Origin of the sequence: Lysinibacillus sp. NPDC097214 (assembly GCF_050277945.1) — a bacterium.
In the GTDB taxonomy this organism is placed as follows: domain Bacteria; phylum Bacillota; class Bacilli; order Bacillales_A; family Planococcaceae; genus Lysinibacillus; species Lysinibacillus xylanilyticus_B.
Map to the genome: position 1 here is coordinate 76,060 of NZ_JBNNSS010000012.1, position 26,503 is coordinate 102,562.

21 protein-coding genes and 1 riboswitch are annotated in these 26,503 nt (G+C 37.8%); of the genes, 4 read left to right on the plus strand and 17 right to left on the minus strand.

Annotation, left to right across the window (positions count from 1 at the left end):
* Positions 1–382: 382 nt before the first annotated feature.
* The 6 genes from ACQKMI_RS21345 to ACQKMI_RS21370 all read right to left on the minus strand — a co-directional run bounded on the left by ACQKMI_RS21345 (position 383) and on the right by ACQKMI_RS21370 (position 8,556).
* A complete protein-coding gene (locus ACQKMI_RS21345; RefSeq protein ID WP_427492184.1) occupies positions 383–706 on the minus strand; it encodes a hypothetical protein in 324 nt (107 codons plus the stop codon).
* Positions 696–1,967, minus strand: a complete 1,272-nt coding sequence (locus ACQKMI_RS21350) for a helix-turn-helix domain-containing protein (protein WP_427492186.1) — start codon at positions 1,965–1,967, stop codon at positions 696–698. The genes ACQKMI_RS21345 and ACQKMI_RS21350 overlap by 11 nt, the downstream gene beginning before the upstream one ends.
* 492 nt (positions 1,968–2,459) lie before the next feature.
* Positions 2,460–4,553 carry a beta-propeller domain-containing protein gene (locus ACQKMI_RS21355; RefSeq protein WP_427492188.1) on the minus strand — a complete coding sequence of 698 codons (2,094 nt, stop codon included), beginning with the start codon at positions 4,551–4,553 and terminating at the stop codon, positions 2,460–2,462.
* Positions 4,554–4,683: 130 nt separating this feature from the next.
* The gene (locus tag ACQKMI_RS21360) at positions 4,684–5,868 is read right to left on the minus strand and encodes an acyl-CoA dehydrogenase family protein (protein ID WP_427492190.1); all 1,185 of its coding nucleotides are present in this window, start codon (positions 5,866–5,868) and stop codon (positions 4,684–4,686) included.
* A 10-nt stretch (positions 5,869–5,878) separates the two neighbouring features.
* Entirely contained in the window at positions 5,879–7,051 is a 1,173-nt protein-coding gene (locus ACQKMI_RS21365) for a saccharopine dehydrogenase family protein (RefSeq protein ID WP_427492192.1), read from the minus strand.
* Positions 7,052–7,077: 26 nt separating this feature from the next.
* A complete protein-coding gene (locus tag ACQKMI_RS21370) occupies positions 7,078–8,556 on the minus strand; it encodes an aldehyde dehydrogenase family protein (RefSeq protein WP_323650945.1) in 1,479 nt (492 codons plus the stop codon).
* 421 nt (positions 8,557–8,977) lie between these two features.
* Between ACQKMI_RS21370 and ACQKMI_RS21375 the strand changes: the two genes are divergently transcribed.
* Positions 8,978–9,778 carry a TIGR00266 family protein gene (locus ACQKMI_RS21375; RefSeq protein ID WP_427492194.1) on the plus strand — a complete coding sequence of 267 codons (801 nt, stop codon included), beginning with the start codon at positions 8,978–8,980 and terminating at the stop codon, positions 9,776–9,778.
* Between the two features lie 323 nt (positions 9,779–10,101).
* On the opposite strand, the gene ACQKMI_RS21380 is transcribed toward ACQKMI_RS21375, so the two are convergent.
* From ACQKMI_RS21380 to ACQKMI_RS21395, 4 genes are all read right to left on the minus strand, one after another.
* Positions 10,102–11,064, minus strand: a complete 963-nt coding sequence (locus ACQKMI_RS21380) for a 2-hydroxyacid dehydrogenase (RefSeq protein ID WP_427492196.1) — start codon at positions 11,062–11,064, stop codon at positions 10,102–10,104.
* A 469-nt stretch (positions 11,065–11,533) separates the two neighbouring features.
* Positions 11,534–12,826, minus strand: coding sequence for a protoglobin domain-containing protein (locus ACQKMI_RS21385; protein ID WP_427492198.1), 1,293 nt, complete (start codon positions 12,824–12,826; stop codon positions 11,534–11,536).
* Between the two features lie 237 nt (positions 12,827–13,063).
* Positions 13,064–13,897, minus strand: coding sequence for an undecaprenyl-diphosphate phosphatase (locus ACQKMI_RS21390; RefSeq protein WP_427492200.1), 834 nt, complete (start codon positions 13,895–13,897; stop codon positions 13,064–13,066).
* Between the two features lie 103 nt (positions 13,898–14,000).
* Positions 14,001–15,080 carry a metallophosphoesterase gene (locus tag ACQKMI_RS21395; protein WP_427492202.1) on the minus strand — a complete coding sequence of 360 codons (1,080 nt, stop codon included), beginning with the start codon at positions 15,078–15,080 and terminating at the stop codon, positions 14,001–14,003.
* Positions 15,081–15,454: 374 nt separating this feature from the next.
* Here ACQKMI_RS21395 and ACQKMI_RS21400 point away from each other — a divergent pair, with 374 nt between their 5' ends.
* Positions 15,455–16,603: an acyl-CoA dehydrogenase family protein gene (locus ACQKMI_RS21400; RefSeq protein ID WP_427492204.1), complete on the plus strand. Its 1,149-nt coding sequence runs from the start codon at positions 15,455–15,457 to the stop codon at positions 16,601–16,603.
* Here ACQKMI_RS21400 and ACQKMI_RS21405 read toward each other — a convergent pair.
* The 4 genes from ACQKMI_RS21405 to ACQKMI_RS21420 all read right to left on the minus strand — a co-directional run bounded on the left by ACQKMI_RS21405 (position 16,584) and on the right by ACQKMI_RS21420 (position 20,469).
* Positions 16,584–16,988 (minus strand): hypothetical protein, encoded by a 405-nt coding sequence (locus tag ACQKMI_RS21405; RefSeq protein ID WP_427492206.1) that lies wholly within the window; start codon positions 16,986–16,988, stop codon positions 16,584–16,586. The genes ACQKMI_RS21400 and ACQKMI_RS21405 overlap by 20 nt on opposite strands.
* A 441-nt stretch (positions 16,989–17,429) precedes the next feature.
* On the minus strand, positions 17,430–19,628 hold the full coding sequence (locus ACQKMI_RS21410; RefSeq protein ID WP_427492208.1) for a histidine kinase dimerization/phospho-acceptor domain-containing protein: 2,199 nt from the start codon (positions 19,626–19,628) through the stop codon (positions 17,430–17,432).
* A 15-nt stretch (positions 19,629–19,643) separates the two neighbouring features.
* Positions 19,644–19,799: a hypothetical protein gene (locus tag ACQKMI_RS21415; RefSeq protein WP_323650931.1), complete on the minus strand. Its 156-nt coding sequence runs from the start codon at positions 19,797–19,799 to the stop codon at positions 19,644–19,646.
* Positions 19,777–20,469 carry a response regulator transcription factor gene (locus tag ACQKMI_RS21420; RefSeq protein WP_427492210.1) on the minus strand — a complete coding sequence of 231 codons (693 nt, stop codon included), beginning with the start codon at positions 20,467–20,469 and terminating at the stop codon, positions 19,777–19,779. Before ACQKMI_RS21420 ends, ACQKMI_RS21415 begins: the two co-directional genes overlap by 23 nt.
* Positions 20,470–21,188: 719 nt before the next feature.
* On the opposite strand from ACQKMI_RS21420, the gene ACQKMI_RS21425 reads away from it, so the two are divergent.
* Positions 21,189–21,419, plus strand: a complete 231-nt coding sequence (locus ACQKMI_RS21425; RefSeq protein ID WP_427492212.1) for a DNA-binding protein — start codon at positions 21,189–21,191, stop codon at positions 21,417–21,419.
* A gap of 54 nt (positions 21,420–21,473) precedes the next feature.
* Here the strand turns inward: ACQKMI_RS21425 and ACQKMI_RS21430 are convergent, their stop codons facing one another.
* The 3 genes from ACQKMI_RS21430 to ACQKMI_RS21440 all read right to left on the minus strand — a co-directional run bounded on the left by ACQKMI_RS21430 (position 21,474) and on the right by ACQKMI_RS21440 (position 25,176).
* Positions 21,474–22,460: a homoserine dehydrogenase gene (locus ACQKMI_RS21430; RefSeq protein ID WP_427417145.1), complete on the minus strand. Its 987-nt coding sequence runs from the start codon at positions 22,458–22,460 to the stop codon at positions 21,474–21,476.
* A 705-nt stretch (positions 22,461–23,165) separates the two neighbouring features.
* A complete protein-coding gene (locus tag ACQKMI_RS21435) occupies positions 23,166–23,552 on the minus strand; it encodes a hypothetical protein (protein ID WP_427492214.1) in 387 nt (128 codons plus the stop codon).
* A 322-nt stretch (positions 23,553–23,874) separates the two neighbouring features.
* On the minus strand, positions 23,875–25,176 hold the full coding sequence (locus tag ACQKMI_RS21440) for an O-acetylhomoserine aminocarboxypropyltransferase/cysteine synthase family protein (protein ID WP_427492216.1): 1,302 nt from the start codon (positions 25,174–25,176) through the stop codon (positions 23,875–23,877).
* A 118-nt stretch (positions 25,177–25,294) separates the two neighbouring features.
* Positions 25,295–25,408: riboswitch (SAM riboswitch) on the minus strand.
* Positions 25,409–25,751: 343 nt separating this feature from the next.
* Between ACQKMI_RS21440 and ACQKMI_RS21445 the strand changes: the two genes are divergently transcribed.
* Positions 25,752–26,384, plus strand: a complete 633-nt coding sequence (locus tag ACQKMI_RS21445; RefSeq protein WP_427492218.1) for a glycerol-3-phosphate acyltransferase — start codon at positions 25,752–25,754, stop codon at positions 26,382–26,384.
* Positions 26,385–26,503 lie beyond the last annotated feature (119 nt).

The window sequence follows — 26,503 nt, forward strand, 5'->3', positions numbered from 1 at the left end:
TTCTGTGAAATTAAATTATTTTTGGTTACCGTTAGTTGTAGGTGCATCAGCAACTTCACCGATACAAAGTTCACTTTGTGTATTCATTAAATTCACCCCCTGGTCATTTTTAGAAAATTGTTTATTGATTAAATTTTCTATAAATAAATGTTAACATTCATTTGATTTGTTTTGTATTGAGAAAATTCCAGAATATTCTACATTTGAATACAGAAATATTATAATTTTTATTATAATTTATAATTTTTATAGTACTGGCAAGATATAACGTTTCAAAAAAAAAACAAAAAATCGAATGGGCACATCGTTTAGAAGTCCCATTCGATCTTTAGACATATTTGTGTTTAAACTAATTTGTTTTTATATTCAAATATGTAGATTTTTAAATTCCCTTGATTGGTGGATAAATTACTTCGCTTGTTGGTACCTTGATTGGTGGATAAATCACTTCGCTTGTTTGGTAAATTACCTCGCTTGCTGGTGCATCGATTGGTGGATAAATCACTTCGCTTGTTGGGTAAATTACCTCGCTTGCTGGTGCATCGATTGGTGGATAAATCACTTCGCTTGTTGGGTAAATTACCTCGCTTGCTGGTGCATCGATTGGTGGATAAATCACTTCGCTTGTAATACTTTGATTTTTAGGAATTACAATAAAACTAATCGCAGCAATTAAAATTATAATTTTTAAAATATTACTTTTCATCATATTCACCTCCTTCAATTGATAATTCCTCAACAAGCTGAAAATAAATATCTGCAGCTTTTTTATAATGATTATGTTGGTAATATTTATTTCCAAGTAGAGTTAAAACTTCTATATAATCGTCTTTATCTCCAAAGGTTTTAAAGTAAGGTATTACATCATCATTTAAAAAAATGATTATATTTTTGTCTATCGAAAGAGTTTTATCATTTTTATATTTAAGTAATTTAAACTTATAAAAATATTCTTTATTATCAGTTTTTTCAGAGAGTGATAACCCTAAATTTAAGTATTCATCAATTGGTTCATTTAACTTAATAGAGATATTAGAGAGCATGAAGTATGATTTCAATAGAAATAAATTGTCAGTACGCTCATTGTATTTAATACTTTCAATAATACTATTTTTGGATTTTACAAGTTCATTATTTTCATAATATAAAACGCCTAAATTATGTAGGACGCTGGCTTTACTTTCTTGGTCTAAGTATTTATTATTTAATATTTTTTCGAATGCTGTCTTAGCTAAAGAATATTCTTTTTCTAGTAAATAATTAATTGCTATAACTGTTTCACAGTCTAATACTTTCTTAAACTCTAAATTATTATAGAAAATAGTTTTAGCCTCTTTTATATATTTTCTTGAATTAACATAATTATTTAAACGACTGTATATTATAGCAAGAGTATATAGATTATCTGCTTCATTAATATCAATTTCACAACCGATTTTATATGCCTTTTCGAAAAAAATTAAAGCATTTTTCCAATTGCTTTTTTTGTAAAAATAATAGCCTTGAACTTTATTCATATAATATTGCTGTCTTAGATTCATTAAAATGGATTTATTTTTGAGATTATCCATTTTTTCAAGAACCTTGTTATCACAAATTTTTTCAAATTTAATATAAAAATAAATTGAAAAAATTTCATAATAAATTTTTATTTGCATATCAGTTATATATTCTAGCTTTGAATTGACTTCCTCTTTTTTGGAAAATGCCTGTTCATAGTTATTCTGGTTAATTAATTCATACCAATTAAACAAATCATTTAATAATTGGTTATCCTCTAAATTATGCAAATCATTATATACAAGATTCATTTTCTTACATAAAAGTTTAATAATATGATCACTAGGGTTTAGCTGATTATTTTCAAGTTTACTTAAATAAGGAACAGAGCAAATTCCTTGTGATAAGTTTTCTTGAGTCATTGAGTTTTTTCTTCTATAGTATTTAATAATTTCTCCTATTTTCATTATATCTACCTCTTTATTTCCGTTTATTCGACAATCACTTTATTTGAGAATAAAGCTATATTTTCAAGTAATTTTATCGAACCAACTTGTCTCATTTGATTATTACTTTTTATCCTTTTATTAACTTTAATAAAAAATCATAATTATAAGGTAAATAAGATGCCATAAGATATATCAATATTTTAGTGACTGTTTTAATTGTAATTCAAATATTTGAAAATTGCAAAAAATACTTAGGATGGAAAATATTAGATGGCTATTATTCATATAAGTTCATCAACAGATACCATTATGTAGCTCATCTTCCTTTATATTTTCCCTTCACTATAAATTAGAATGACATGCCAGAAAATACATGCTTGTGAGTGGCGTAGGCGACTGATCAGCGTCACAGATGAGACCCTGCAGCAAAGTGAAATTCATTGATATAATAGATTTTCAACAACATGAAAAGTCCAATAACCTCAAGATTGAGTTTATTGGACTTTTTGCTTATTTAATTGTTAATGTATCAAGTGGTTTGAAGTCTTTTAGCTGATAACTCTTTACTTCATTGCGAGCTACTGTGTAAAGAGCGTCATCTATATAGACTACTCGCTGTACAAGCTGCTCCCAATTTTCATACTGATCGCCCTTGCTTTTATTAACGATATTTCCTTTTAGTACGATGCCTTTATCTGCAGTGATTTCATAGATGTGTGCGCCTTGACCTTTGTAGACAATTTCATCGCCCTTTCCTGCATCATACAGGACAACTGGGAAACCAAAGTAGTTGTATTCCTTGTTGCGGAATAACGCTTTAGGGTTGTATTGAACATCGGAGTACGACCCTTTTCCACCGATTTTTACTGTTGATTGTTCCTTTGGATGTTTGAAATCTGACACATCAAACAATGACATTTTCATATTCGTTGTCACCGTAAAATTCCGCTTCGAATAGGCATCATAGCGTTGCTCCGTATCATAGCCAATACCGATTAAATGTGTATCGTCTAATGGATGTAAATAGTTACTAAAGCCTGGAATCTTTAGCTTCCCTAGCACAGCTGGCTTTTTCGGGTTTGCTACATCAATCACAAACAGTGGATCCACTTGTTTGAATGTTACGATATATGCTTTTTCGCCCATAAAGCGTGCAGAATATACTTTTTCACCAGGAGCTAAATCTTTTACTGCACCGAGCTGTTGTAAGTTTTTATCTAAAATAAATAGGTGATTTTTTGATATTTGTTGTTCATCCCAGGCATTTCCTTCCGTTGTCACGATACGGAAATTACCGTCATATTCATCCATTGAGTATTGATTTAACACGGATCCTTTTACTTCCGTAGTACCAACAAAATTCATGGCAGTTCCATCAACATTCCATTTAAAAACTTGTGTATTCGTTGTTCTTGGCATCCAGATTCTATCCATAATGAGGCCAGCAGCAGGCACTGGATTTCCATCATAAATGGGTGTTGTTAAATAAAGTGAGTTCTCCGACATATAAAGTCCACTACTACCACCTAAGTATCCTTTCGTATTCGCCGTTTTCTTAGCACCATTTTTTAAATCTACTGCTGTCATTAAGCTATATGTTCCATCCATTGTATTTGGTAAAATAGAAATCTTCTCTAGCGGTAAACTTTTATATTCTTTTCCTTCTACACTATCATATGTTTTCGGTTTTAAATCCGGCGCTTTTTTCTCTCTAAGCATCCAATAATTCGGATACATATTACCGATTAAATATAATGTGTCATTTGTAATTCGAATATCTTGTAAATACCCCTCTTGCCCCACTTCACGTAATAGCTTTGGATTTTTTGGATTTGAAATATCATATAACGAAGCTGTCGTCATGCTTGTGCCTATTTTTTCTAAATATTCATTGCTAATTGCTATTAATATATGGTCGTATACTGCTAGCTTCGAAATATATTGTGATTCCTTCATCTTGATCGTTGTTGCTAGCTTTAAATTTTTCGGGTTTATTGCATCCACTACAGTAATGCTCTGATCTTTTACAGCGTAAATATAGTCATCTTTGACAACAACTATATCCCCCTCCTCCACGCCTTCGACCTGATTATTCGTTGTAGAGGAGTTGTTCGAACTTGCTTTGTCCTCGCTCTTCGCCACTTCTGCGTTTGCTTCTACTTGCACCTCTCTTTGTTCATTTGCTAAAAGTGTTTCAAAATATTGTTGTAGCTCTTTTTCTGATTTGACAGCTTCAAGCTTTTCAATGATGGTGAACGCTATTTCTTGCGATGTTATTTTAGGTCCACCTAGTGCAAACGCTTCTTTATTCACATGTAATTTATAGCTTCCGGGTGCTAAATCGCTAATGAGAATGGTCTTGTTATCATCTGTCAATGCAACAGTTGCTGTTACCTTTTGATTTTTGCTATTTGTTACGTAAACATTGTCTTCCGTTATTTTGCTGGCCTTTAGTGCATTCGTAAAGGATACTTGCCAGTTATGAGTTGTCATACTCGCACTTGTAGTCTGTGCCTCTACTTTTGGGGTCGACATGAGCGTAAAAATTCCTGGCAAAATAGCTAGTACGATGATGATTAGCAATGCTGTCCACTTATTTTTCATCATTTTTCCTACCTTTCATAAAGTTGTTTATAAATTAGACTAACTAAGAGCAAAAGAGTTACATTCTTCTGAATTTTTCATCAAATAAATAAAAGAAAAACGAGAGGGAGTGAATTCCTCTCGTTTATCCTTATGGCCATTTCGGTAGCATTTTTGCTAACGGCTTATCTTGGCGTGTTCCTAATACATAGTCAGCCTGCATAATTGTATGAATCTCCCGCGTGCCTTCATAGATAACGGGTGCTTTCGAGTTACGCAAATAACGGGCGACTGGATATTCATCCGAATAACCATATGCTCCATAAATTTGTACCGCATCATCCGCAGCTTTATTGGCAAAATCACAAGCCTGCCACTTTGCTAATGATGTCTCTCGCGTATTACGTACACCTTTGTTTTTTAATTCTCCAACACGATAGACAAGTAAGCGGCTCATTTGATAGCCCGCTTCCATTTTGGCAATCATTTGCCCTACTAGCTGGTGCTCGCCAATAGGCTTTCCAAATGTTTCGCGTTCATGACAGTATTTCACACTCGCCTCGAGACACGCTTGAATGAGACCGACGGCGCCAGCAGCTACGGTAAAACGACCATTATCTAACGCGGACATTGCAATTTTAAAGCCTTCTCCTTCTTCTCCTAGACGATTCTCTACAGGTATACGTAGATTTTCAAAAAAGAGCTCACCAGTATTACCTGCACGAATACCGTATTTACCTTTAATCGCCTTCGACGTAAAGCCCGCCATGGAACGCTCCACGATAAATGCGCTAATGCCATGATGCTTCTTCGATTTATCTGTGTAGGCAAAAACGATAAAATGATCAGCTATATCACATAAGGAAATCCATGTTTTCTGCCCATTTAATACGTAAAAGTCTCCATCCCTTATAGCGGTGGTAGACATAGCAGCTACATCTGACCCCGCTCCAGGCTCTGTTAAACCGAACGCTCCAATCCGAACACCTTTCGCCTGCGGAACAAGATATTGCTGTTTTTGAGCCTCTGTTCCCCATTGCATTAAGGTCATGCTATTCAAGCCTGTATGAACTGAAACAGCTGTACGAAATGCTGTATCTCCACGTTCAAGCTCTTCACAAACGATGGCGAGTGCATTGTAATCCATACCACTGCCACCGTATGGCTCTGGAACACAAACGCCCATTAAGCCGAGCTCAGCCAGTCTTGACCAAATCTTCGGATTGAAGCCGCCTTCAGCATCCCACTTCGCAATATGTGGAAGTATCTCATCATCCACAAACTTCCGTACTGTTTTACGTAACATTTCCTGCTCAGTGGTAAATTCGAAATTCATGACCTAGCACCTACCATTTCACGATCATTGCAGATGTATGAGATGTTTCCTTAATAACTACACCTCGTTTGGCCATTTCTTCAATATAAATGTCGCCCGGTACAATTGATTCAGGTGCAAATACACCGCGCTCTGAAATTTTATTTTCTCCAATCATTTGAGCAACGACAGAAATTGTATTGGCTGTTGCACGAGCCATAGCTGTTTCATTAATCGTCATATCTTTACGCACAACCATTTCGTACTCATACGTCACTTGTTGCTGTGCCTTTTCACCCGCTACAATAACACGCAATAGCACTGCATCTGGTTTTGTACCAAGCTCAAGTTGCTTTTTAAGTGCCTCACGAACAACTGGACGTACAGAAACCTCCTGATTTTCTACCTCTACCTTATTACTAGCATCGAGGAATCCTAAATCGGCTAATAGCTTAAATTTCTCTGCATGCCCTTTATAACGAATTGTTTTATATTCTAGTGTTTGGACATTTGGGAATGTCTTATCCAACGTCGATATACCGCCAGCCGTATAAAATGCCTCAAGCACACCAAAATCTTTGAAATAAATAGGTTCAACGCCTGATAACGACGGAACTTCTTGAAGTTTACCTTTTAGAATCACTTTTGATGGATCTGTATAATGATCAAAGACACCATCTAGAGAAAATACGCGTGTATAGTTAAGAGGTGGCTTCGGCTCTGTAGGAATACCGCCTACAAATAGTTTAATAGATTCCACCTCATCTAATTTCGAAGCACCGTAACCTGCTAAAATATTGACCATACCTGGCGCAACACCTAAGTCTGGAATAATGGTTACACCTTTTGCTTTTGCCTCTTCGTCGAGACCTAATATTTTTTCTGTGACACCGCCAATATGACCACCTAAATCAACGGAATGAACACCCGCCGCGATGGCTGCTCTTGCTACACGCTCATTAAAGGCATAGAATAATGCATTAACGACTACGTCGCCTTTTGAAATAACCTCCATTAACGAGTCATCGCGCTCAGCATGAAGCTCTACAACCTCAATTTTATCTGTATTTAACGAGTCCACAAAGTCCTGCGCTATTTTTACGTCAATATCCCCTAAAAATACACACTCTACTTTGCTATTTTTTATTAAATCACGAGCTACCTCTTTCCCCATTAAACCTGCACCTAATACAACAACTTTCATCAAGAACATCCCCTTTCATTGATCTGTTATTCTGTATCGATTTGTGCTCTTTGTAATTTCCCGCTATAGTCTACATAAATACTTTTCCACTCTGTATAGACATCCAAGGCAGCTACACCCGAGTCACGGTGACCATTCCCCGTACCCTTTGTCCCACCAAATGGTAAATGGATTTCAGCACCCGTTGTGCCAGCATTCACATAAACAATACCTGTATCTAAATCTCGTTGTGCGCGGAAAATCGTATTCACATCTTGTGAAAAAATTGAACTGGATAAGCCAAATTTTACGCCATTGTTTACTTCGATTGCTTCATCTAAACTTGCTACTTCAATAAGAGAAACGACCGGACCAAAGATTTCTTCTTGTGCAATAATCATGTCAGGCTTCACATTGGTAAATAGTGTAGGCTCATAATAAGACCCTTTGTCATAAGGAGGCTCAGATAAAATTCTACCTCCAGCTAACAACGTCGCCCCTTCCTGCTTGCCGATTTGCACATAGTGATTAATCTTTTCCAATGCAGCTTTGTTAATGACAGGTCCGATTTTCACACCTTCATCTAGACCGTCACCAATTGTTAGCTTATGCATTTCGTCTAATAGACGTTTTTCTAGTTCCTCTCTTACATCTTTATGCACGATCACGCGACTACATGCTGTACATCTTTGACCAGCAGTGCCAAATGCACTCCATAGGATTCCTTCAGTTGCTAGCTGTAGATCGGCATCATCCATCACAATGACTGCATTTTTGCCGCCCATCTCTAATGAAATCTTTTTCAGGTGTTTACCACCTAGCTCTGCTACCTTACTTCCTGTTGTTGTAGAGCCGGTAAATGAAATGACCTTAACATCTGGATGCTCAATTAATGCTGTTCCAACTGTTGGCCCTGTACCAAAGACGATGTTTGCCACGCCATCTGGTAAGCCAGCCTCTTCAAAAATTTTACCCATTTCATACGCCATCATCGGTGTTTCATTCGATGGCTTCCAAATGAACGTATTGCCAGCAACGATTGCCGGGAATGACTTCCAGGTAGCAATGGCTACAGGGAAATTCCACGGAGTTATTAACCCTACGACGCCAATAGGTGCCCGTACGCTCATGGCAAATTTATTGGCTAGCTCAGACGGTGTTGTCTCCCCAAATAACCGTCGTCCTTCACCAGCCATATAATAGGCCATATCGATTCCTTCCTGTACTTCACCTCTAGCTTCTTCAATGACCTTTCCCATCTCTTTTGTTAAAACGGTCGCTAAATGCTCCTTCTTCTCCTTCATTTTTTGACCGATGGCATATAAATAGTCAGCACGTTTTGGCGCAGGTACTAATGCCCAGTTTTTTTGTGCCTGTTTTGCAACCGCTACCGCTTCATCTACCTCACTTGCCGTAGAACGCGGTATCGTAGCTAGCTGCTCCCCATTTGCAGGATTGGTCACTACTATACTTTGTAAATGGGAATATGTTGCCCATTTACCACCGATATAGTTTTTGATTTCCACTACAAACACCCCCTGAAGTATCTATGTTGCCTCTGTATCATCGCTACCAGTCGCATTGCTTTTAAACAGATGTCATCTATTAATCTCTATGCAGAATCAAATATGTCAAAATTCCGAATTTTTAATATATAACAATCTGTAAAGCATGCTTTTGGTTCAACGACATTGGTGACAATCACCAGAGATTTTCTTTTCTCTTAGCTAAACATTGATGTCAGTTCAGGATGAAAATCTTTTGTGATCATTGAAAAACAATCACAAATTTTCAGCTAAACGAAAATAAAAAATACTCATACTAGTTTTTTATATTCGACATTTTCTATCTTATTCCTTTTTTTTCTTAAATAATTAATTATTCATTGAAACTTACATAACATATAATCGTATATACTATTAAAATGAATTTTGGAGGAATCCTATTATGAATAATCACGAAATTGACTACAAATTACATGGCGACGATATGCAATATGTGCAAGTTGAGCTTGACCCGCAAGAAACAGTAGTAGCTGAAGCTGGTGCTTTAATGATGATGGATGATGCTATCCATATGGAAACGATCTTTGGCGATGGTTCAAGAGGAAGCCTAGAAAGTGGTCTTATGGGTAAATTATTTGGAGCTGGAAAACGCCTAATTACAGGTGAAAGTTTATTTATGACGACATTTACGAATGTTGGTTCAGGTAAACGTCATGTGTATTTTGCTGCTCCATACCCTGGTAAGATTATTCCAATGGATTTAAGTGAATTAAACGGGAAAATTATTTGTCAAAAAGATGCTTTTTTAGCTGCTGCAAAAGGCGTATCAGTTGGCGTTGAATTCCAAAAGAAAATCGGTGTTGGCTTCTTCGGTGGTGAAGGCTTTATTATGCAAAAACTTGAAGGAGACGGCATGGCTTTTGTACATGCAGGTGGCGCTATTCACGAAAAGGTTTTACAGCCAGGCGAAGTATTGCGTGTTGATACAGGTTGTTTAGTAGCCATGACATCTGATGTACATTACGATATCGAGATGGTTGGAGGCGTAAAAACAGCATTGTTTGGTGGCGAAGGTATCTTCTTTGCTACTTTAAAGGGTCCGGGTAAAGTATGGATTCAATCCTTACCATTTAGCCGATTAGCAAGTCGCGTATTCGCTGCAGCACCAATTTCTCAAGGCGGTGGCGGTCAATCTAAAGGCGAAGGCGGCATTGGCGGTTTATTTGATATGTTTAATAAATAATGAACGCTATTTAGAAATACAGAAGAAGGAACATTTAAGGAACCAATCAGCGTTCGCGTAGAATTTTTATAAATTTTATGCAGTGAGGCTATGGCTACTCACCTTAATTAAAGTGGTTGATTGGAGTGGAGACTGAGCGACTCCTCGGGGATTAGCGTCACAGATGAGACCCTGGAGCGAGCACCGCGAGTGAAGCGGCTCATCGGACGCCCCCAGGAAAGCGCTCAGTCGGAACGGAAATCAACCCCTCGTTTTGCAAGAGCCATACTTAATCAACATGAAAGGAGCACATCACAATTAGAAGTGCTCCTTTCTTCATTACATTAATCTATTCGATTGGATGGAGTTTGGCCCTGTCCGTAAGCAGTAAGTGCTTTAACGTTCAGCATCAGCATAGCCGTTCTAGTTTGAAGCGAGGCACTACCAATATGCGGGAGTGCTACAACATTAGGAAGCGTCAACAATGGATGATCCAACGCAATAGGCTCTTGCTCAAAAACATCTAGCCCTGCAGCCCACAGTTTACCACTATTTAACGTCTCATAAAGTGCGTTCTCATCGATAATGCCACCACGTGACGCATTGATTAATACCGCGTCATCCTTCATTAACGCAAGTTCCTCTGCTCCTATAAGTCCTACCGTATCATTGTTATAAGGTGTCATAATAACAACAAAATCCGATTGTTTTAAAAGATCCTCTAACGATACATATTGAAAACCATACATTTCCTCTGCCTCATGGCGACGTCTACGATTGTTGTATAAAATTTTCATATCAAAACCTTTTGCTCGTCTTGCAACAGCTTGACCAATACGTCCCATACCAATAATTCCTATCGTGGACCCTGAAACTTCTTTCCCCACTAATTGCATTGGATACCAGCTTTTCCATTTGCCCTCACGCAAATATCGATCGCTTTCTGGAATTCTACGAGCCGTCGCAAGCAATAATCCCATTACAAAATCAGCCGTCGTATTTGTTAGAACTCCTGGCGTATTTGTCGCCATTATTCCGCGCTTACGCAAAGCTTTGACATCAATATTATTAAATCCAACCGCTAAATTTGTCACAAGTTTTAAATTGGGTGCGTGTAATAATAACTCTTCATCTACTTGATCAGCAAGAGTTACCCACAATACTTCACAATCTGCAACAGCTGCCAATAGTTTTTCTCGCGGTATAACAATTTCCTCCTCCTCCCATTGTTTGATATCATAAAACTCTTTCAACGGTTCAACTATATGTGGCGGAAACTTACGTGTAATAAATAATTTCTTTTTCATATTCCGAACACCTCTCTACTCAATTCGCCTATAGCGTAACACTTAGAACGCTCATTTTCTAGGGATTTCTTATTTTTGCATTCATGACACTATTCCTTTTTTATCACTTTCCAAACTTCATCCGCCTATTTGTTGTTTTATCCTTCTGAAAAGTGATTTTGTCTTATTATTTGTGAAAAATAAAACTAGGCCTATCAGTTGTGGATGGCAAAAAGGTTTGTTCATGAGGCTAAGTTGATTGGAGTGGAGGATGGGCGACTCCTCGGGGATCAGTGATAGGGGAACGAAGGCTAAAACCCTCACATCCTGTGATAACGCCTTCGTGACCAACATCGTGTTGGCCCGAGACCCTGCAGCGAAGCGAAGCGGCTCATCGGACACCCCCAGGAAAGCGCCCATCCGGAACGGAAATCAACACTTCACTATGCTAATAAGCAAAAAAACTATGCACAGGCTTTATGCATAGTCGTTAAAAGTCTCTAATTGTTGTGTCTAAACGATTGGCAACTTGTTTTAATTCCTCGGAAGATTCCCCAATTGTTTCAATAATTTCCGCCAATTCTGTTATTTTCAGTCCGACGTTTTGGAAGTTTGAGATAGAACCGTTTACTGAGCCAGATATGGCATCAAACGCTTTTAAAGATTCCGAGTTTTGTTCAATACTATTGTTCACTAGCTCTTGGATCTCATGAATGGCTTGAACAACTTGTTTGGTAATGCCATTCGACATCGTGATGAGGTCCCCGATTTGTTCAACCGAACTTTTCGTCTGGTCTGCAAGCTTACGAACTTCACTCGCCACGACACCAAAGCCTTTTCCGTGCTCTCCTGCACGTGCAGCCTCAATAGCTGAATTTAACGCAAGTAAATTTGTTTGATTTGAAATCCTTTTCACTATTTCAATAACAGCATTAATTTTCGAGGAAGAGTGATTTAATTGCTCCACCATTGTCGACATTTCAACTGTTTTATGATGAATTTCCCCTGTTTGCTCATTGATTCGGACTATTTTTGAATAACCTTCAGATGATACTTTTTGCATTGTTTTTGCCTCATCGATACTTTCCTTCAAGTATTCATTCACTTCTTTAGCGTTATCAACAAGTTCGGTCACGGTTTCATTCGTGCTATGAGATTGAGTATCTAGCTGCGTAGATATCCCACCTATAACTTCCTTCACATGTACTCGAACACTATCCTGTTGCTGTTCCATTAATGTCTTAGCATAATGATCATATTCCTCTAGGACAATCTGTTGTTCAAAGTTACATATTTTACTAATCGCCTCACAAAACTTTTCTTCTTCGTCCCTCGTCAATTGAAGCGTATAAACAATCTTTCTTAACAATTTCTCAAGGTTTTGAAAGGCGGCTAAATACCACTTAGGATACAAGTTAATCTTTACATGCATTTTTGCGACCCGCCGTCTCTTCTCCAAAAATGCATCGTCTATACGCCCTTCGAACATTTCAATAATATGACCGCGTAATGTTTGGCGTAAACGCTCACTAGAGCTGTACTTTTCAATAACTTCACGTAAGTCTGGCACACTTTCAATCGCCTGATAAAATGCGGCTACCACTTCGGCGACATTTCGTTCAACATACGGTTTTAAACTTCTAATGAATTGCAAATCTTCTTTCGTTAAATTTACTAGATTTAACTGTTGTAAACGTTCCTGATCTTGAATAATAACTCCTATACTTGATTCTTCACTAATCTCAATTGTATTTTCCTTAGGCTTATTTCCAATATAAAACAACTTATACACCCCACCGTACCAATGTCTATTCTACTAAAAACTAATAATTCTAAAATCAATTATACTGTCTAGACAACTGAAATGACAATAAATAGGTAAAAAATATCTATTTCCGCAATAAGCAATAATCCATCATACTTACAAACGATTTTCATTAACCACTCCATTCTTCTTAGAACGGGATAAAATCGCTAAAAAAAAGCCACTCCTTCTTTAATAGAAGAGTGACTTTATTCATTACATAAAGATAATAACAGCTAGCACAGCAGCTAATACTAAACGATAAATAGCAAATGGCATTAATTTCACTTTTGAAATAAGTGCTAAGAAGAACTTAATAGAAAGTAACGCAAAGATAAATGAACTAATGAAGCCCACTACATAGAATCCGAGATAATCCATAGATAGCATATCCCAGTTTTTCAGTACAGATACTAGACTAGCACCAGCCATAATCGGTACTGCCATAATGAATGTAAAATCTGCAGCCACGCGGTGACTCATTCCAAATAGAACACCACCAGATATTGTTGCGCCTGAACGGGAGAACCCTGGCCAAAGTGATAAACATTGTACTAACCCTACTTTAAATGCTAAACCATAAGAAATTTTATCTAGCGAATCCACTTTTGGTCTTTTCGGTGCAAATTTATCTGCAATAATCATTAAAATAGCCCCAGCTACTAAAGCATAAATAACATGCTCTACTTTAAATAAATGATCATCGATAAAATCTTTAGCCGCAAAGCCTATTATAGTTGCTGGCAACATGCCTACAATAACATGCGCTAAGTTGAAGTGACCTTTCACTGAGTTTGATTGGCCATCAATTTTATAGAGACCTACTAAATTTAACATTCGTTTCCACATAACAACGATTACGGCTAAAATAGAGCCTAGCTGTACAACGATTTTAAATGTATTGGCGGGATACATCCCTAAAAACTCCTCTGTCTTTAACCACATATCGTCTACAATAATCATATGACCTGTCGACGACACTGGTGCAAACTCCGTCATCCCTTCGACAAAGCCTAAAATAAGCGCCTTTAATAATTCAATGATATCCACATTGTCACCTTACCTTTTGTTAATTAAATACAAACATATTATAAAATACACTATGAGCTCATTACCATAAAGTGGGGTTGATTTCTGAGTGTACAGTCACCAACTAACGAAAGTTTATATCCACAACCCATAGTTCGGAGCGGCTGCCTAGTCGCATTGGAGGACCCCAAAAGCCAAAACCTGATGAAACAAGTGTATGCATTTTCTCCTTCATCTTATAACCATAATCGAGCTCAAATACACGAGCTGTAATATACTGATTGGGCCATAGTTGACCCTTATGTGTATGACCTGACATATGGAAGTCTACGCCCAATTTCGCAGGCGTACTTAAATCATTCGGGGTATGATTCATAACAAACCAAGGCAAGTCCTCTGTTGTCTTCAATGCATCTAGTTGCTTTCTATCCTTGTTTGTAATATCTTCTTGACCCGTTAATACTAACACATTATCGATTCTAATAGTTTCATCACACAAAATTTTTACATTTGCGTTTTCCATCTCTTCAATAAACTCAGGGATTTTCTTGCCATAATACTCGTGATTGCCAAGTACACCATACACCCCATATGTAGATGATAATTGCTTCATCACATCTGCCATTCCCTCTTTAACAAACCATTTAGGATCATCATCCACAATATCTCCAGCTAAAAAGACGATATCGGGCTTTGCTTCATTCGATAAAGTAACGAAGCGCTGTAAATGTCTTTTATTTGATAAAACTCCCAAATGAAAATCTGATGCAACTACAACTCTCATCGATTCTAATTCACTACTCTTTTTATCCATCGTTATGTCTAAATGACGGACTACAGGTGAATATGCTAAATAGGTACCCACAAAAACTAGTACAAACAACATAGCAATTGCTATACTGCCAACTATCTTTACATTGTTAAAGGGACTTAACCAAATAATCAAGTGCGCTACTAAGCAAAGTAATAATCCATATTCAAAAATAAACATCCAGTAATTACTGATGATTGAAAACATTCGTAAAGACTCGTGCAATCTACTAATAATAATACTAAACGCAATGATATACAGTACTAACCAATATAAAATTGGATAACGGAACCAGCCCATCGCCACAAGCCACTGTCTTAATCCCCATCCTAAGTAAAAAGTTAACGCACTATATATACTTATTAAAAGAATTCCACTAATTACTTTAGGCATATTTCTGTTCCCTACTTTCATATAGTCTTAGTTGATTATAGCATTCTCTTCTAGAAAGTAAGGGTAAAAGGGCAACCGCTCATTATATCAAGTGTACAACTTCTATATAATTTAATCGTATGATTTACATGACATTGTAATTAGGAAAGTGACAATATTGTCATCTACTGGAGGCTGGGCGGACTCAGATGAGACCCCAGGGCGTCTAAGAATAGAACCTATTATAGTAATACCCCCTCTTTCAATTCGACCTGATTATACGATTACCAAAAAAACTATAAATAATATACTTTAATTTTTCTGAATATTTCAGTAACATTATAGTTGCAAGAGGAAATTTATGCATGTACGAACAAAAAAGGGGTGTTGTTCATATGACAAAATATAAATTCGAATCAACAGAACATGAGTTATTCCGTAAAACCTTACGTAAGTTTTTAGCAGAGGAAGCCGAGCCACACTATCCACAATGGGAGAAAGATCATCTTATTCCACTTGAATTTTGGCGTAAGCTTGGGGAAATGGGCTTTCTATGCCCTCAAGTAGAAGAGCAATATGGCGGTCTCGGGCTCGATTTTAGTTTTGGCGTTATTATTCAAGAAGAGTTAGAGCGTGTAGGTTCAAGCCTTATTGGCGTTGGTCTACATAACGATATCGTCGTGCCCTATATCGAGGCATACGGCTCAAATGAGCAAAAATCACGCTGGCTACCGAAATGCGTTACAGGCGAAAATATTACAGCCATTGCTATGACAGAGCCAGGTGCAGGTTCAGATTTGGCAAACATCCAAACAACTGCCATTCGTGATGGCAATCATTATATCGTTAACGGACAAAAAACATTTATTACAAATGGTATTCATACAAATTTAGCAGTTGTTGCTGTAAAAACAAATCCTCAGGCAGAAAAAAAACATCGCGGCATTAGCCTCCTTGTCATTGAGGACGGGACACCAGGTTTCACAAAAGGTCGCAAGCTCGAAAAAGTTGGAATGCACGCGCAGGACACAGCCGAGCTATATTTCGAGGATTGTCGCGTCCCTGTCGAAAATCTCCTTGGTGAAGAAGGTAAAGGCTTTATCTATATGATGGAAAAACTGCAGCAAGAGCGTTTAGCGGTTGCCATCGCCGCACAAACGGCTGCTGAGGACATGCTTACTTTAACAATTGATTATGTAAAATCACGTGAAGCTTTCGGAAAATCAATTAGCGACTTCCAAAATACGCAATTTAAAATAGCCGAAATGGCAACGAAAATTGAACTTGGCAAAGCATTTTTAGAATCTTTAATAGAGGAACATATCGCAGGAAATGATGTTGTGACAAAAGTTTCAATGGCAAAATACTGGATAACAGAAAATGCCCGTGAGCTCGCTGTCCAGTGTATGCAGTTACACGGTGGCTACGGTTATATGGAAGAATACAAGATTGCTAGAAGATATCGAGACATTCCTGTCATGTCCATTTATGCAGGTACCAACGAAGTCATGAAAGTGATTATTGCTAAGAATTTAGGGTTATAACTATGGGATTGAGTGTGAGTATGACCCTGAATTGGCAGCGATTTAAAGCAAAGAGCCGAGGTGACGGAAAGAAATCTGAGCAACTGATTGACGTGCCAAGGTGACGGTTAGAACTGCCAAAGTCGTGGATAGGAACGTCAAAATCGTGGATAGAACTGCTAAAGTCGTGGATAGCACCGCCAAATCCTCGGATGGACACGCCAAAGCGACGGTATGATGGGCCGGAACGACGGATGAATGAGTCTAAGCGACGGAACGAAGAGTCGAAGTGACGGATAATAACCCAAGCGACGGATTGATTGGCTGGAACGACGGATGTATGAGCACAAGCGACGGATTGAAGAGTCGAAGTGACGGATAGAACTGCCAAAGTCGTGGATAGCACCGCCAAATCCGTGGATGGACACGCCAAAGCGACGGTATGATGGGCCGGAACGACGGATGAATGAGTCTAAGCGACGGAACGAAGAGTCGAAGTGACGGATAATAACCCAAGCGACGGATTGATTGGCTGGAACGACGGATGTATGAGCATAAGCGACGGATTGAAGAGTCGAAGTGACGGATAGAACTGCCAAAGTCGTGGATAGCACCGCCAAATCCGTGGATAGCACCGTCAAATCCGTGGATAGCACCGCCAAATCCGTGGATAGAACTGCTAAAGCCGTGGATAGCACCGCCAAATCCGTGGATAGGAACATCAAATCCGCGGATGGACACGCCAAAACAACGGATTAACGATCACAACATTCACAAAGATCCCTTCAAACCTTTCCATTTTCAACATAACAAAAACAGCGGCAATATAATTGCCGCTGTTTTTGGTTTATGCTGTTGGAATTCGAACGATCACTTTAAATAAATCTCCATCTACCTCTATACTCATGCGAGCACCATGCAAATCTACAATGGATTGTGCGATGGCTAACCCTAGCCCTGAGCCCTCTGTATGGCGTGAAGCATCAGCTCGCTTAAAGCGTTCGAATAACTCATCGGCATTCTCGCTAATTTCATATTTTGCAACATTTTTCACCGTGAATTCAGCATCGCCTTCTGCTGTACGTTTCAATGTTACATAAACACGTGTGCCTTCTAATGCATATTTCAATACATTGACGATTAAATTATCAATCAGTCTCCACCATTTTTGTCCGTCTACATACGCGTAGATTGGCTCATGAGGTTTTGTCATGCGTAGATCTAATTGAGCCTGCGCCAAATCTTCCTCGTGCTCCCCTACTGCCTGCTGTACAAGTTGGGTTAAATCGACTCGACTGCGATGAAGCTCCATATTACCACTCGCCATTTTGGATACTTCAAAAAGATCCTCAATCAGTAATTTTAGACGTTCTGATTTTTTATCAAGGATATGAATGTATTGCTGGCGCTCTTCCTCCGTAATATCAGGATTTTTCAGTAAATCTGTATACGTAATAATAGATGTTAATGGTGTGCGTAAGTCGTGACTAACATTCGTAATAAGCTCTGTTTTTAAACGTTCACTTTTTGCCTGCGCATGCATAGACGTGCTGACGCCTTCTCTTAAATGATTAAGATTTTCGGCATGCTCCGCGAGTGGTGATTTGCCCATTACTTTGACGTTGCGATTTAAACGCCCTTCTGCCATGTCTTTTGTATCTTTCATAATTCGGTTTAAGTAGCCCATTTTAGAAAGGAAAAGAATCATGGCTGGAATACCGATCATCGCACAGATGCCCAATACTAGTACGGGGAATCCACCACCGCCTATCATTGAAGCAACAAGACTTCCACCGCCAAAAAATGCTGCCCCAATCATCACAATGGAATGTAATGCGATGGAACGATTTATAAACAAATCTGTAATGGATCCTCCTAGTGACCATAAAACGCTACCTTTTAAGTTCTCCTCTAATTTCTGCGCTGTATTCACTCGATCATACAACCAAATTAGCTGTACAAAGAACAGCATAGCAATAATGATTAAGACACCTAGTTTAAACAATATATCCATTAAACGACGTACATAATTATAGTCATAAAAATCATTTAGTATCGAATAAAAAGCAGTGTCAGATGTTATCAAATATACGAATGCGCTTATTAATAATAATACGATTGAGTAATCAATTTTCATCTTTGCAAAGGCTTCTTTCCCCTTTAAACCTTGTACCATCTGCAGTACTTCTTTACGCCCTTTCCATGCAAAAATAGCTGCCACAATACTCGTTAACCATATAAAGGAGAAGGTGTATTGACGGGTTTTAAAATTGTTATATCCCACCATGATGCTTTCTGCTTGTGCTGATTTTTTTGAGATAGTTATAATGCCAGTGTAATCAAAATTTTCCTTAAGTTCCTCTGTATCCAAGCTGATATCTGTTTGATAGAAAATATCGTGTAAATAACCGCTACTAATATTTGAAGTCGTTAATGGATGTTGCCCAGTAAACTTTATTTTGAAAGCACTACTATCTGAAACATTACCCGAACTAAATGTTTCACCTGTTTCAGTATTCGTTAATTCATAAGACCATTGATTATTATTTTTCACAAAATTCTTTGCTTCTTCTTGTACTGCCTTTATATATTTATCAACAAGCTCTTCTTTTTGAGTGAGAATTTTTTTGCGGACATGCTCATCATCCCCAAAATTAGTCGTAATATCTTTAACTTTGGCATCTCGCTCTTTCTCAAGCTTTGTTTTTAAATCAGTTGCATTGACATTAGTAGCTTCTTGAATGCGCTCCGCATATTGGGCTTTAATATTACCTATCTGTTCTCCTAATGTTCCATAGCGATTACGATGCTCCTCAATTTCGCTTTGTGTCACCACAATTTTACTTTTTAAATCTTCGGCCGTTGGTACATTTAACACTAATGGTCCTAATTCCGACTGGAAATTATCAAGTTGGGGTTGTAAATTTTCAGATTGAAAATAAGACTTTCCAATATATCGATGCCCGACTTTTGAGAAAGTAAAAATACCAAATATCACCCAGATTAAACATAAAAGAGCGAGAAGAGGTTTCCAATTTTTCACCATACTTTTAACTCCTCTCTAAAAAATTTTCTCAAGCAATTGTAACATCCCCGAAGAGCGGGCAGTTACTAACTGATAGGCATACACACCAAAATAAATTAGTCCAATAACCCCTGCTACAAACCCTGCAATTGTAACATAGTGCTCTATTTTATTTTTCCATTTTATAGCCAACGCCCCACACCACCTTTAAATAACGTGGATTTTTCGGATCTGCTTCGATTTTTTCACGTATTTTTCGAATGTGTACTGCCACAATATTTTCTGCATTGTAAGCCTCCTCATTCCATACACGCTCATAAATCTCTCTTATCGAAAATACACGTCCTGCATTTTTCATTAATAATTCCGTAATTTTATATTCGATTGGTGTTAATCGAACAGGTTCGCCTTCTAAATTGACTTCCTTTGCATCTTCATCTAATACAAGTCCATCGATTTCCACCTTTGCTGCTTCTTCATTGTACGTCCCAAGTTGTACATAACGTCGCAGCTGAGATTTCACTCGGGCCAACAGCTCTAACGGATGAAAAGGCTTTGTAACGTAATCATCCGCACCTACAGATAGACCATGAATTTTGTCGCTATCCTCTGCCTTTGCACTAAGCATAATGATTGGAATATTGCGCTCTTCTCTAATTTTAAACGTCGCTGTAATTCCATCCATATTCGGCATCATAATATCTAAAATAATTAAATGTACTTCATTGTTTTCTAATTTTTCAAGTGCCTCTAAACCGTCAGCAGCTTTAATAACATTGTAGCCTTCATTGTTTAAATAAATTTCAATACCATCACGAATATCTTGATCATCGTCTGTAACAAGAACTGTTAGTTTCGTCATGATATACACCTCGCTCTCAATTAATAGTGTACATTTTAAATCTTAAAAACCAGTTATTATAAAAATGAAGAAATTCTTAAGATTTTAAGGAGTCTCATCAACAAAATGTGGGGTTGATTTCCGTTCCGACTGGGCGCTTTGTAGCTGCCGCTTTGCTTTCGCTACAGAAAACATTTGTTGTTGCTGACGCTTCGCTTTTGCACAGAGCAAAGCTTCCTGTGGGCGTCGGAGCAACAGGATGTTGGTCACGAAGGCGTTATCACAGGATGTGATGGTTTTGGCCTTCGTTCCTCTATTGCTGATCCCAGAGGAGTCACCCAGTCGTTACGAAAATCAACTTATATACAGGGCATATGTAAATTATCAAAACAGCAATAAAAATATAATAAATTAGTCTTACATGTTCCTAATCTAAAAATTGTCTTGTATGACTTGTCCTCAAAAGCGTTTTACGCCCTTTCTAATGTCAAAAATATAATATCCATTCTAAACAATTCAACTGTTCAAATAACCCACCTGTTAGACGAATTAATTAGAAAAAAAGACATTGGACTATCGCGCAAAATGGGAATAGCTAATTATAGCCCCCACAACCCATTAACATTAATAATACAGATTTATCGAAAAGTAAACAATTACCATTTCTTCTTTCCTTTCATTTATTAACCCACAGTAAGCTTTCTTTTGGTTATAATATAAACAACAAAAGGAGCGAAATTATGTATAAAACAATTGAAGAAACAGCTATCGACCTTAGTATGCCAGAGGATCAAATACTTCGCCTAGTTTACGAGGGCCGTATTCGTTCAGTTTTCGATGGGGACCAAATACTGATTAATAGCGGGCAGTTTAGCACTTATTTTGAGCAGCTAGATCGTATTAAAGAGGAAATTGAAATTTGGCGGAATACTCCTATTCCAGAGGATATTGATGTTAAAGATGAGGACTAAAAAAATGCCTATCATTCAAACAAGTTGAGCATTGTTGAATGATAGGCATATCTATTATATTGTTACGACAAACCCAGCTCTTTTACCGATAATCTCGGCATAATCTTCTACCATTACACTAGCTGTTGGATACATACCTGCTCCAGGTCCAACTAGCGTTAAAGTGCCAATATAATTTGTATCCAATGCCACAGCATTATTGACGTCATCAACTGGGTATAGCGGATGTTCTTTATCTACTAATTGCGGACCAACCTTTGCGACCACTTTCCCATCTGCTAGCTTCTCAACCTCAGCAACGTGGCGGTAACGCAAGCCTTTTTCGCACGCTTCTTTGACTTGCTCTGCCGAAATACTATCAATGCCAACTACCTCGACGTCAGCCCAGTCTGGTTGTTCACCAAATGCCAAAGCACTTAAAATCATTAATTTTTTAAAGGCATCCTGTCCGGAAATATCATTATATGGATCTGCCTCTGCATAACCTAAATTTTGTGCCTCTTTTAAAGCAGTTTCGAACGACCAACCCTGTGAACGCATTTTCGTTAAAATATAGTTGGATGTCCCATTTAAAACACCCTGAATACGACTAACATCATTGACAAGCAAAATATTTTTCATCGTTTTAATAACTGGTACTCCACCAGCGGTTGTTGCCTCTAGGCCTACAAATACACCGTTTGCTTTTGCAAGGTCCTGTAACTCCAAACCTCGCTTTGCAAACATTACTTTGTTAGCTGTGATAACATGACATTTATGTTCAACAGCCCGCTTTAAGTAAGTAAATGCTGGCTCCTCATTCACGATCGCCTCAAAAACAACCTGCATACCCGGCTCTGCTAACACTTCATCCATACTAGTTGTCATTAAATGTGCTGTCCCTGGTACACGTTCACGGCTAGCGTCTGTAACTAAAATTTTTGCTACTTCTAGCTCAATTCCTAATTTATTTTTAAGCTCTTCACGCTTTTCGTTTAATATATGGTAAATTCCTTGACCTACCGTTCCAAATCCTAATATAGCTGCCTTTATAGTTGCCATTTCTGTTATTCCCTCCAACTTACATTCCGCAGTTTCATTATATTTATTTCGTCTCAGCTTAATTCGTACAGATTTTGAATTGTTCGCCGACTTTACAAAGCAGGTCGTGTTTAACACTTCGTTTTCAGACAGATATTTAGTCATGGTGTTTCACGTTCACTACAAAAAATATTCTGAATGAAGATACAGTCTGTGAAACACACAAATTCAAATAATTCAAAATTCAACTTAATGAAGATTGTAACGTAAATACATACATTGCACAAGAAAAATCTTTCTAGGATGGACATTTGTTTACCCTAGAAGTGCAAAGGAAATCGTTTTCATTCCTTTTATTATATGATTTTTCACTTGATCTATAATAATTGAACAAATATTGACGATTCTTTATAAAGGATCATCACTATAGCGTGGGGTTGATTTCCGTTGCAGCTAGGCGCTTTCCTGGGGGCGTCCGACCTCCACTCCAATCAACTTATATATGGCATAAATTTCAACAAATGTCATCCACAACTTTTGGTGATGAGCCAAAAACAAATGTCTTTCTTCTATTATATATATGTATGTAAATACATTCATAAAAATTGTTCTTTTGAAATATATTAATAAAAATTTTTTCAATTATGCTAGTATATCTTCCAACATCTAATTAAAAAACTCATTCCCTGTAGCAGCAGAGAATGAGCCTAATTATATGAGGGATAATTAACTAGCTTTGGTTAGCAATTTATAACGATATTGTATTAAAGCCTGTTGCACTAGTCTTATTTCCTCTAGCGTAAAATTTGGTATTGCATACGTACGTTCAACTAATTGGAATGTGCCGTATTTTAAGTAATACTCTGTTGCAGGTAGAGGAATATGACTTGCTCCATAGCCTTCATAAGCTTCAAAAACTTCTTTTACTGTATAGCCTTCCTCTTTGACATAAACAATTTCCTTAAAAGCTGAATGTCCAAAGATTTCTTGCCATTTACTCTCAACTGACGCAAGTATGTTTTGAATGGACATGTTGTTCACAAACACATGACCTTCATTTAACTCATAAATAAGATAAGATGCAATGTTTTGCGCACTATACACATTTCCCATTTAAAACACTCCTTTATCATCAGTTTTTGTAGATAAGAGTAGTTACTGACTGAGCAACTACTCCGCTTCATATATTTCAAAAGTGGGGGAGCACTTATGAAAACTAAATGTCGAACGCTTTTCTTATTCCCTAGTATAAAACAAGGAATTAAGCAAGTCAATAATACTTATCAAATTACTAGGTATTATTTTAGAAGAATTTCAATTATCCTTACCAAATGAGGCAAGCGGATGATGCAGCAACGTTTTACGCATTACCAAATGAGGCCTATCGAATGAGAAAATACGTAAACGCTACAACATTAGCCAATGTGTTTTTTTATTAGGCTTCTACTTGTTGTTGTGAAGCTGTTACTTGTTCAATAGCTTGGTCTAAATCTGCAATAATGTCCTCTACTGCCTCTAAACCGATGGATAAGCGAATGAGCGACTCGGTTACGCCAGTTTGGATTAGTTCCTCAGCTGAAAGTTGCTGATGTGTAGTAGACGCTGGATGGATAATTAATGATTTGGCATCCCCTACATTTGCTACGTGCGAGAATAATTTCACACTATCAATCAATTTACGCCCTGCTTCTCGTCCACCTTTAATACCAAATGTAAGCACTGAACCGAAGCCATTTCTCAAATATTTTTTAGCTAACTCATGAGTAGGGAAATCTTCTAAACCATTGTAATTTACATATTCCACAGATGGGTGGTCTCGTAAATATTCAGCTACCGCTAATGCATTTTCATTGTGTTTAGGAATCCGCAAATGAAGCGTTTCTAAACCTTGTAATAAATTAAATGCTGCATCTGCACTTAATGTTGGTCCGAAGTCACGTAGTAATTGCACTCGCAGTTTTGTGGCAAATGCAGCCGCTGCTGTGTCAATACCATAACGCAAACCGTGATAAGAAGCATCTGGCTCCGTAAAGCCTGGGAAGCGTCCGCGAGTCCAATCAAACTTCCCTGCATCTACTACAACGCCACCTAAAGTTGTACCATGGCCGCCGATCCATTTCGTTGCGGAATGAACAACGATATCTGCACCGAAGTCAATTGGTGTAGAGCCATATGGTGAAGCAAATGTGCTATCAATAATTAATGGCAAGCCGTTTTCATGTGCTATATTCGCTACTGCTTCAATGTCTAGCACTTTTAAACTTGGGTTACCGTAAACTTCAGCGAACACCGCTTTTGTTTTATCCGTAATAGCTGCTTTGAAATTTTCTGGATTTGTTTCATCTACAAAAATTGTTTTAATACCGTAGTTTGGTAGTGTGTTGGCGAATAAATTATAAGTACCTCCGTACAAAGAGCTACCTGCAACAATTTCATCACCTGCCCCTGCAAGATTTAAAATTGAAAATGCAATAGCTGCTGCACCAGATGAAAGTGCTACCGCTGCTGTACCGCCTTCTAATAAAGCGACGCGTTTTTCAAAAACATCTACAGTTGGGTTTGTAATTCGTGTGTAAATATTGCCAGCTTCCTCTAAGGCAAAAAGACGTTGCGCATGAGCAGTGTCTTTAAAAACGAATGCCGTTGAGCGATATACGGGTACTGTTCGAGATCCTGTTACCGGGTCTGGCTCTTGGCCACCGTGTAACAGCAATGTTTCTGGTTTAAAATTTGTCATTGTATACCTCCATATGGTTGTTTTTTTTACGATGGTACCGGAGATGAGGAGGATTTTTTCAGTAGAAAACAAAAACCCTCTTCAGCTAAGAAGAGGGTTGCGGGTGCAAGTTTTCCTCCCCTTATCTGCCAGATCCAAGTAAGAATCTGTAGGAATTAGCACCTTAGCAAGTTCGTCACTTACTGGTTGCCGGGCATCATAGGGCCTATCCCTCCGCCGCTCTTGATAAGAGTATGAGATTCAATTTCCATCGTTGTTACAAAGTATAAACATAGACTATTTCTCTGTCAACACTAAAATTTTATTTTTTCCGAAACTTCTGTCTGCTTTTTTACGTAATACGAACGCATACATTATTTTAGTGTTTACTAGTTTCTCATCAAAACGTAGGGTTGATTTACGTTCCGACTGAGCGTTTCCTGGGGGCGTCCGATGAGCCGCTTGGGCCAACACGATGTTGGTCACGAAGGAGTCGCCCAGTCGTAACGAAGATCAACTTATATACAATGACACGTTTTAAAATGTCATTCCTAACTTTTAGTGAGGAGCCTATTTATTTAGAAAGGAGGACTTTTATGTTAAAAGCGGTTATCATTTTTCTTCTTGTTGGTTATTTGATTGGCTGTGTTCACGGTTCTAAAGTTGCTCAGTTTTTATCCGGGGTAGATTTAAAAAAGGCTGGATATGGCAATGCAGGTGCCTCTAACGCAACACTCTCCCTCGGATGGAAATACGGCATATTAGTTGCACTTATCGATATCGGTAAAGGTGTTGTCGCTATTATCGGTGCACATGCTTACCTTGCCGATATAACACAATTAACAGACATACAAGTTTGGCTCTTTACTTATCTCGTAGCTGTTGGTGTCATTTTAGGTCATAATTTCCCGTTTTATATGGGCTTCAAAGGCGGTAAAGGGACCGCTTCAATCATAGGAATATTACTTGCGATTGATTGGAAAATTGGTTTATTAGCACTCTTATTATTTGTTATTTTATCTTTCCTGACGAACTATTTAATTGTCGGTGTACTTGTATTTTATCTCGTTTTTTGTCTAGCCACATATTTATGGATTCCTGGAATAGGTCCAACGATTATAGCCCTATTTCTTTTTGGCATAGCCATCATTTTGCACATCGAAAATATTAAACGATTAATGCTAGGAACTGAACCTAAAGTTACTTCTGCATTCAAAAAGAAAAAATAATATCTTTTTTGGATATTTTTGTCTTTTCTATGACCACATATTTTCTCGTAACTGGCCATTATCGCTATAAATAGAGGGTATTTTACACACTAGTTTTTTTACCAATAAATAGACAAATC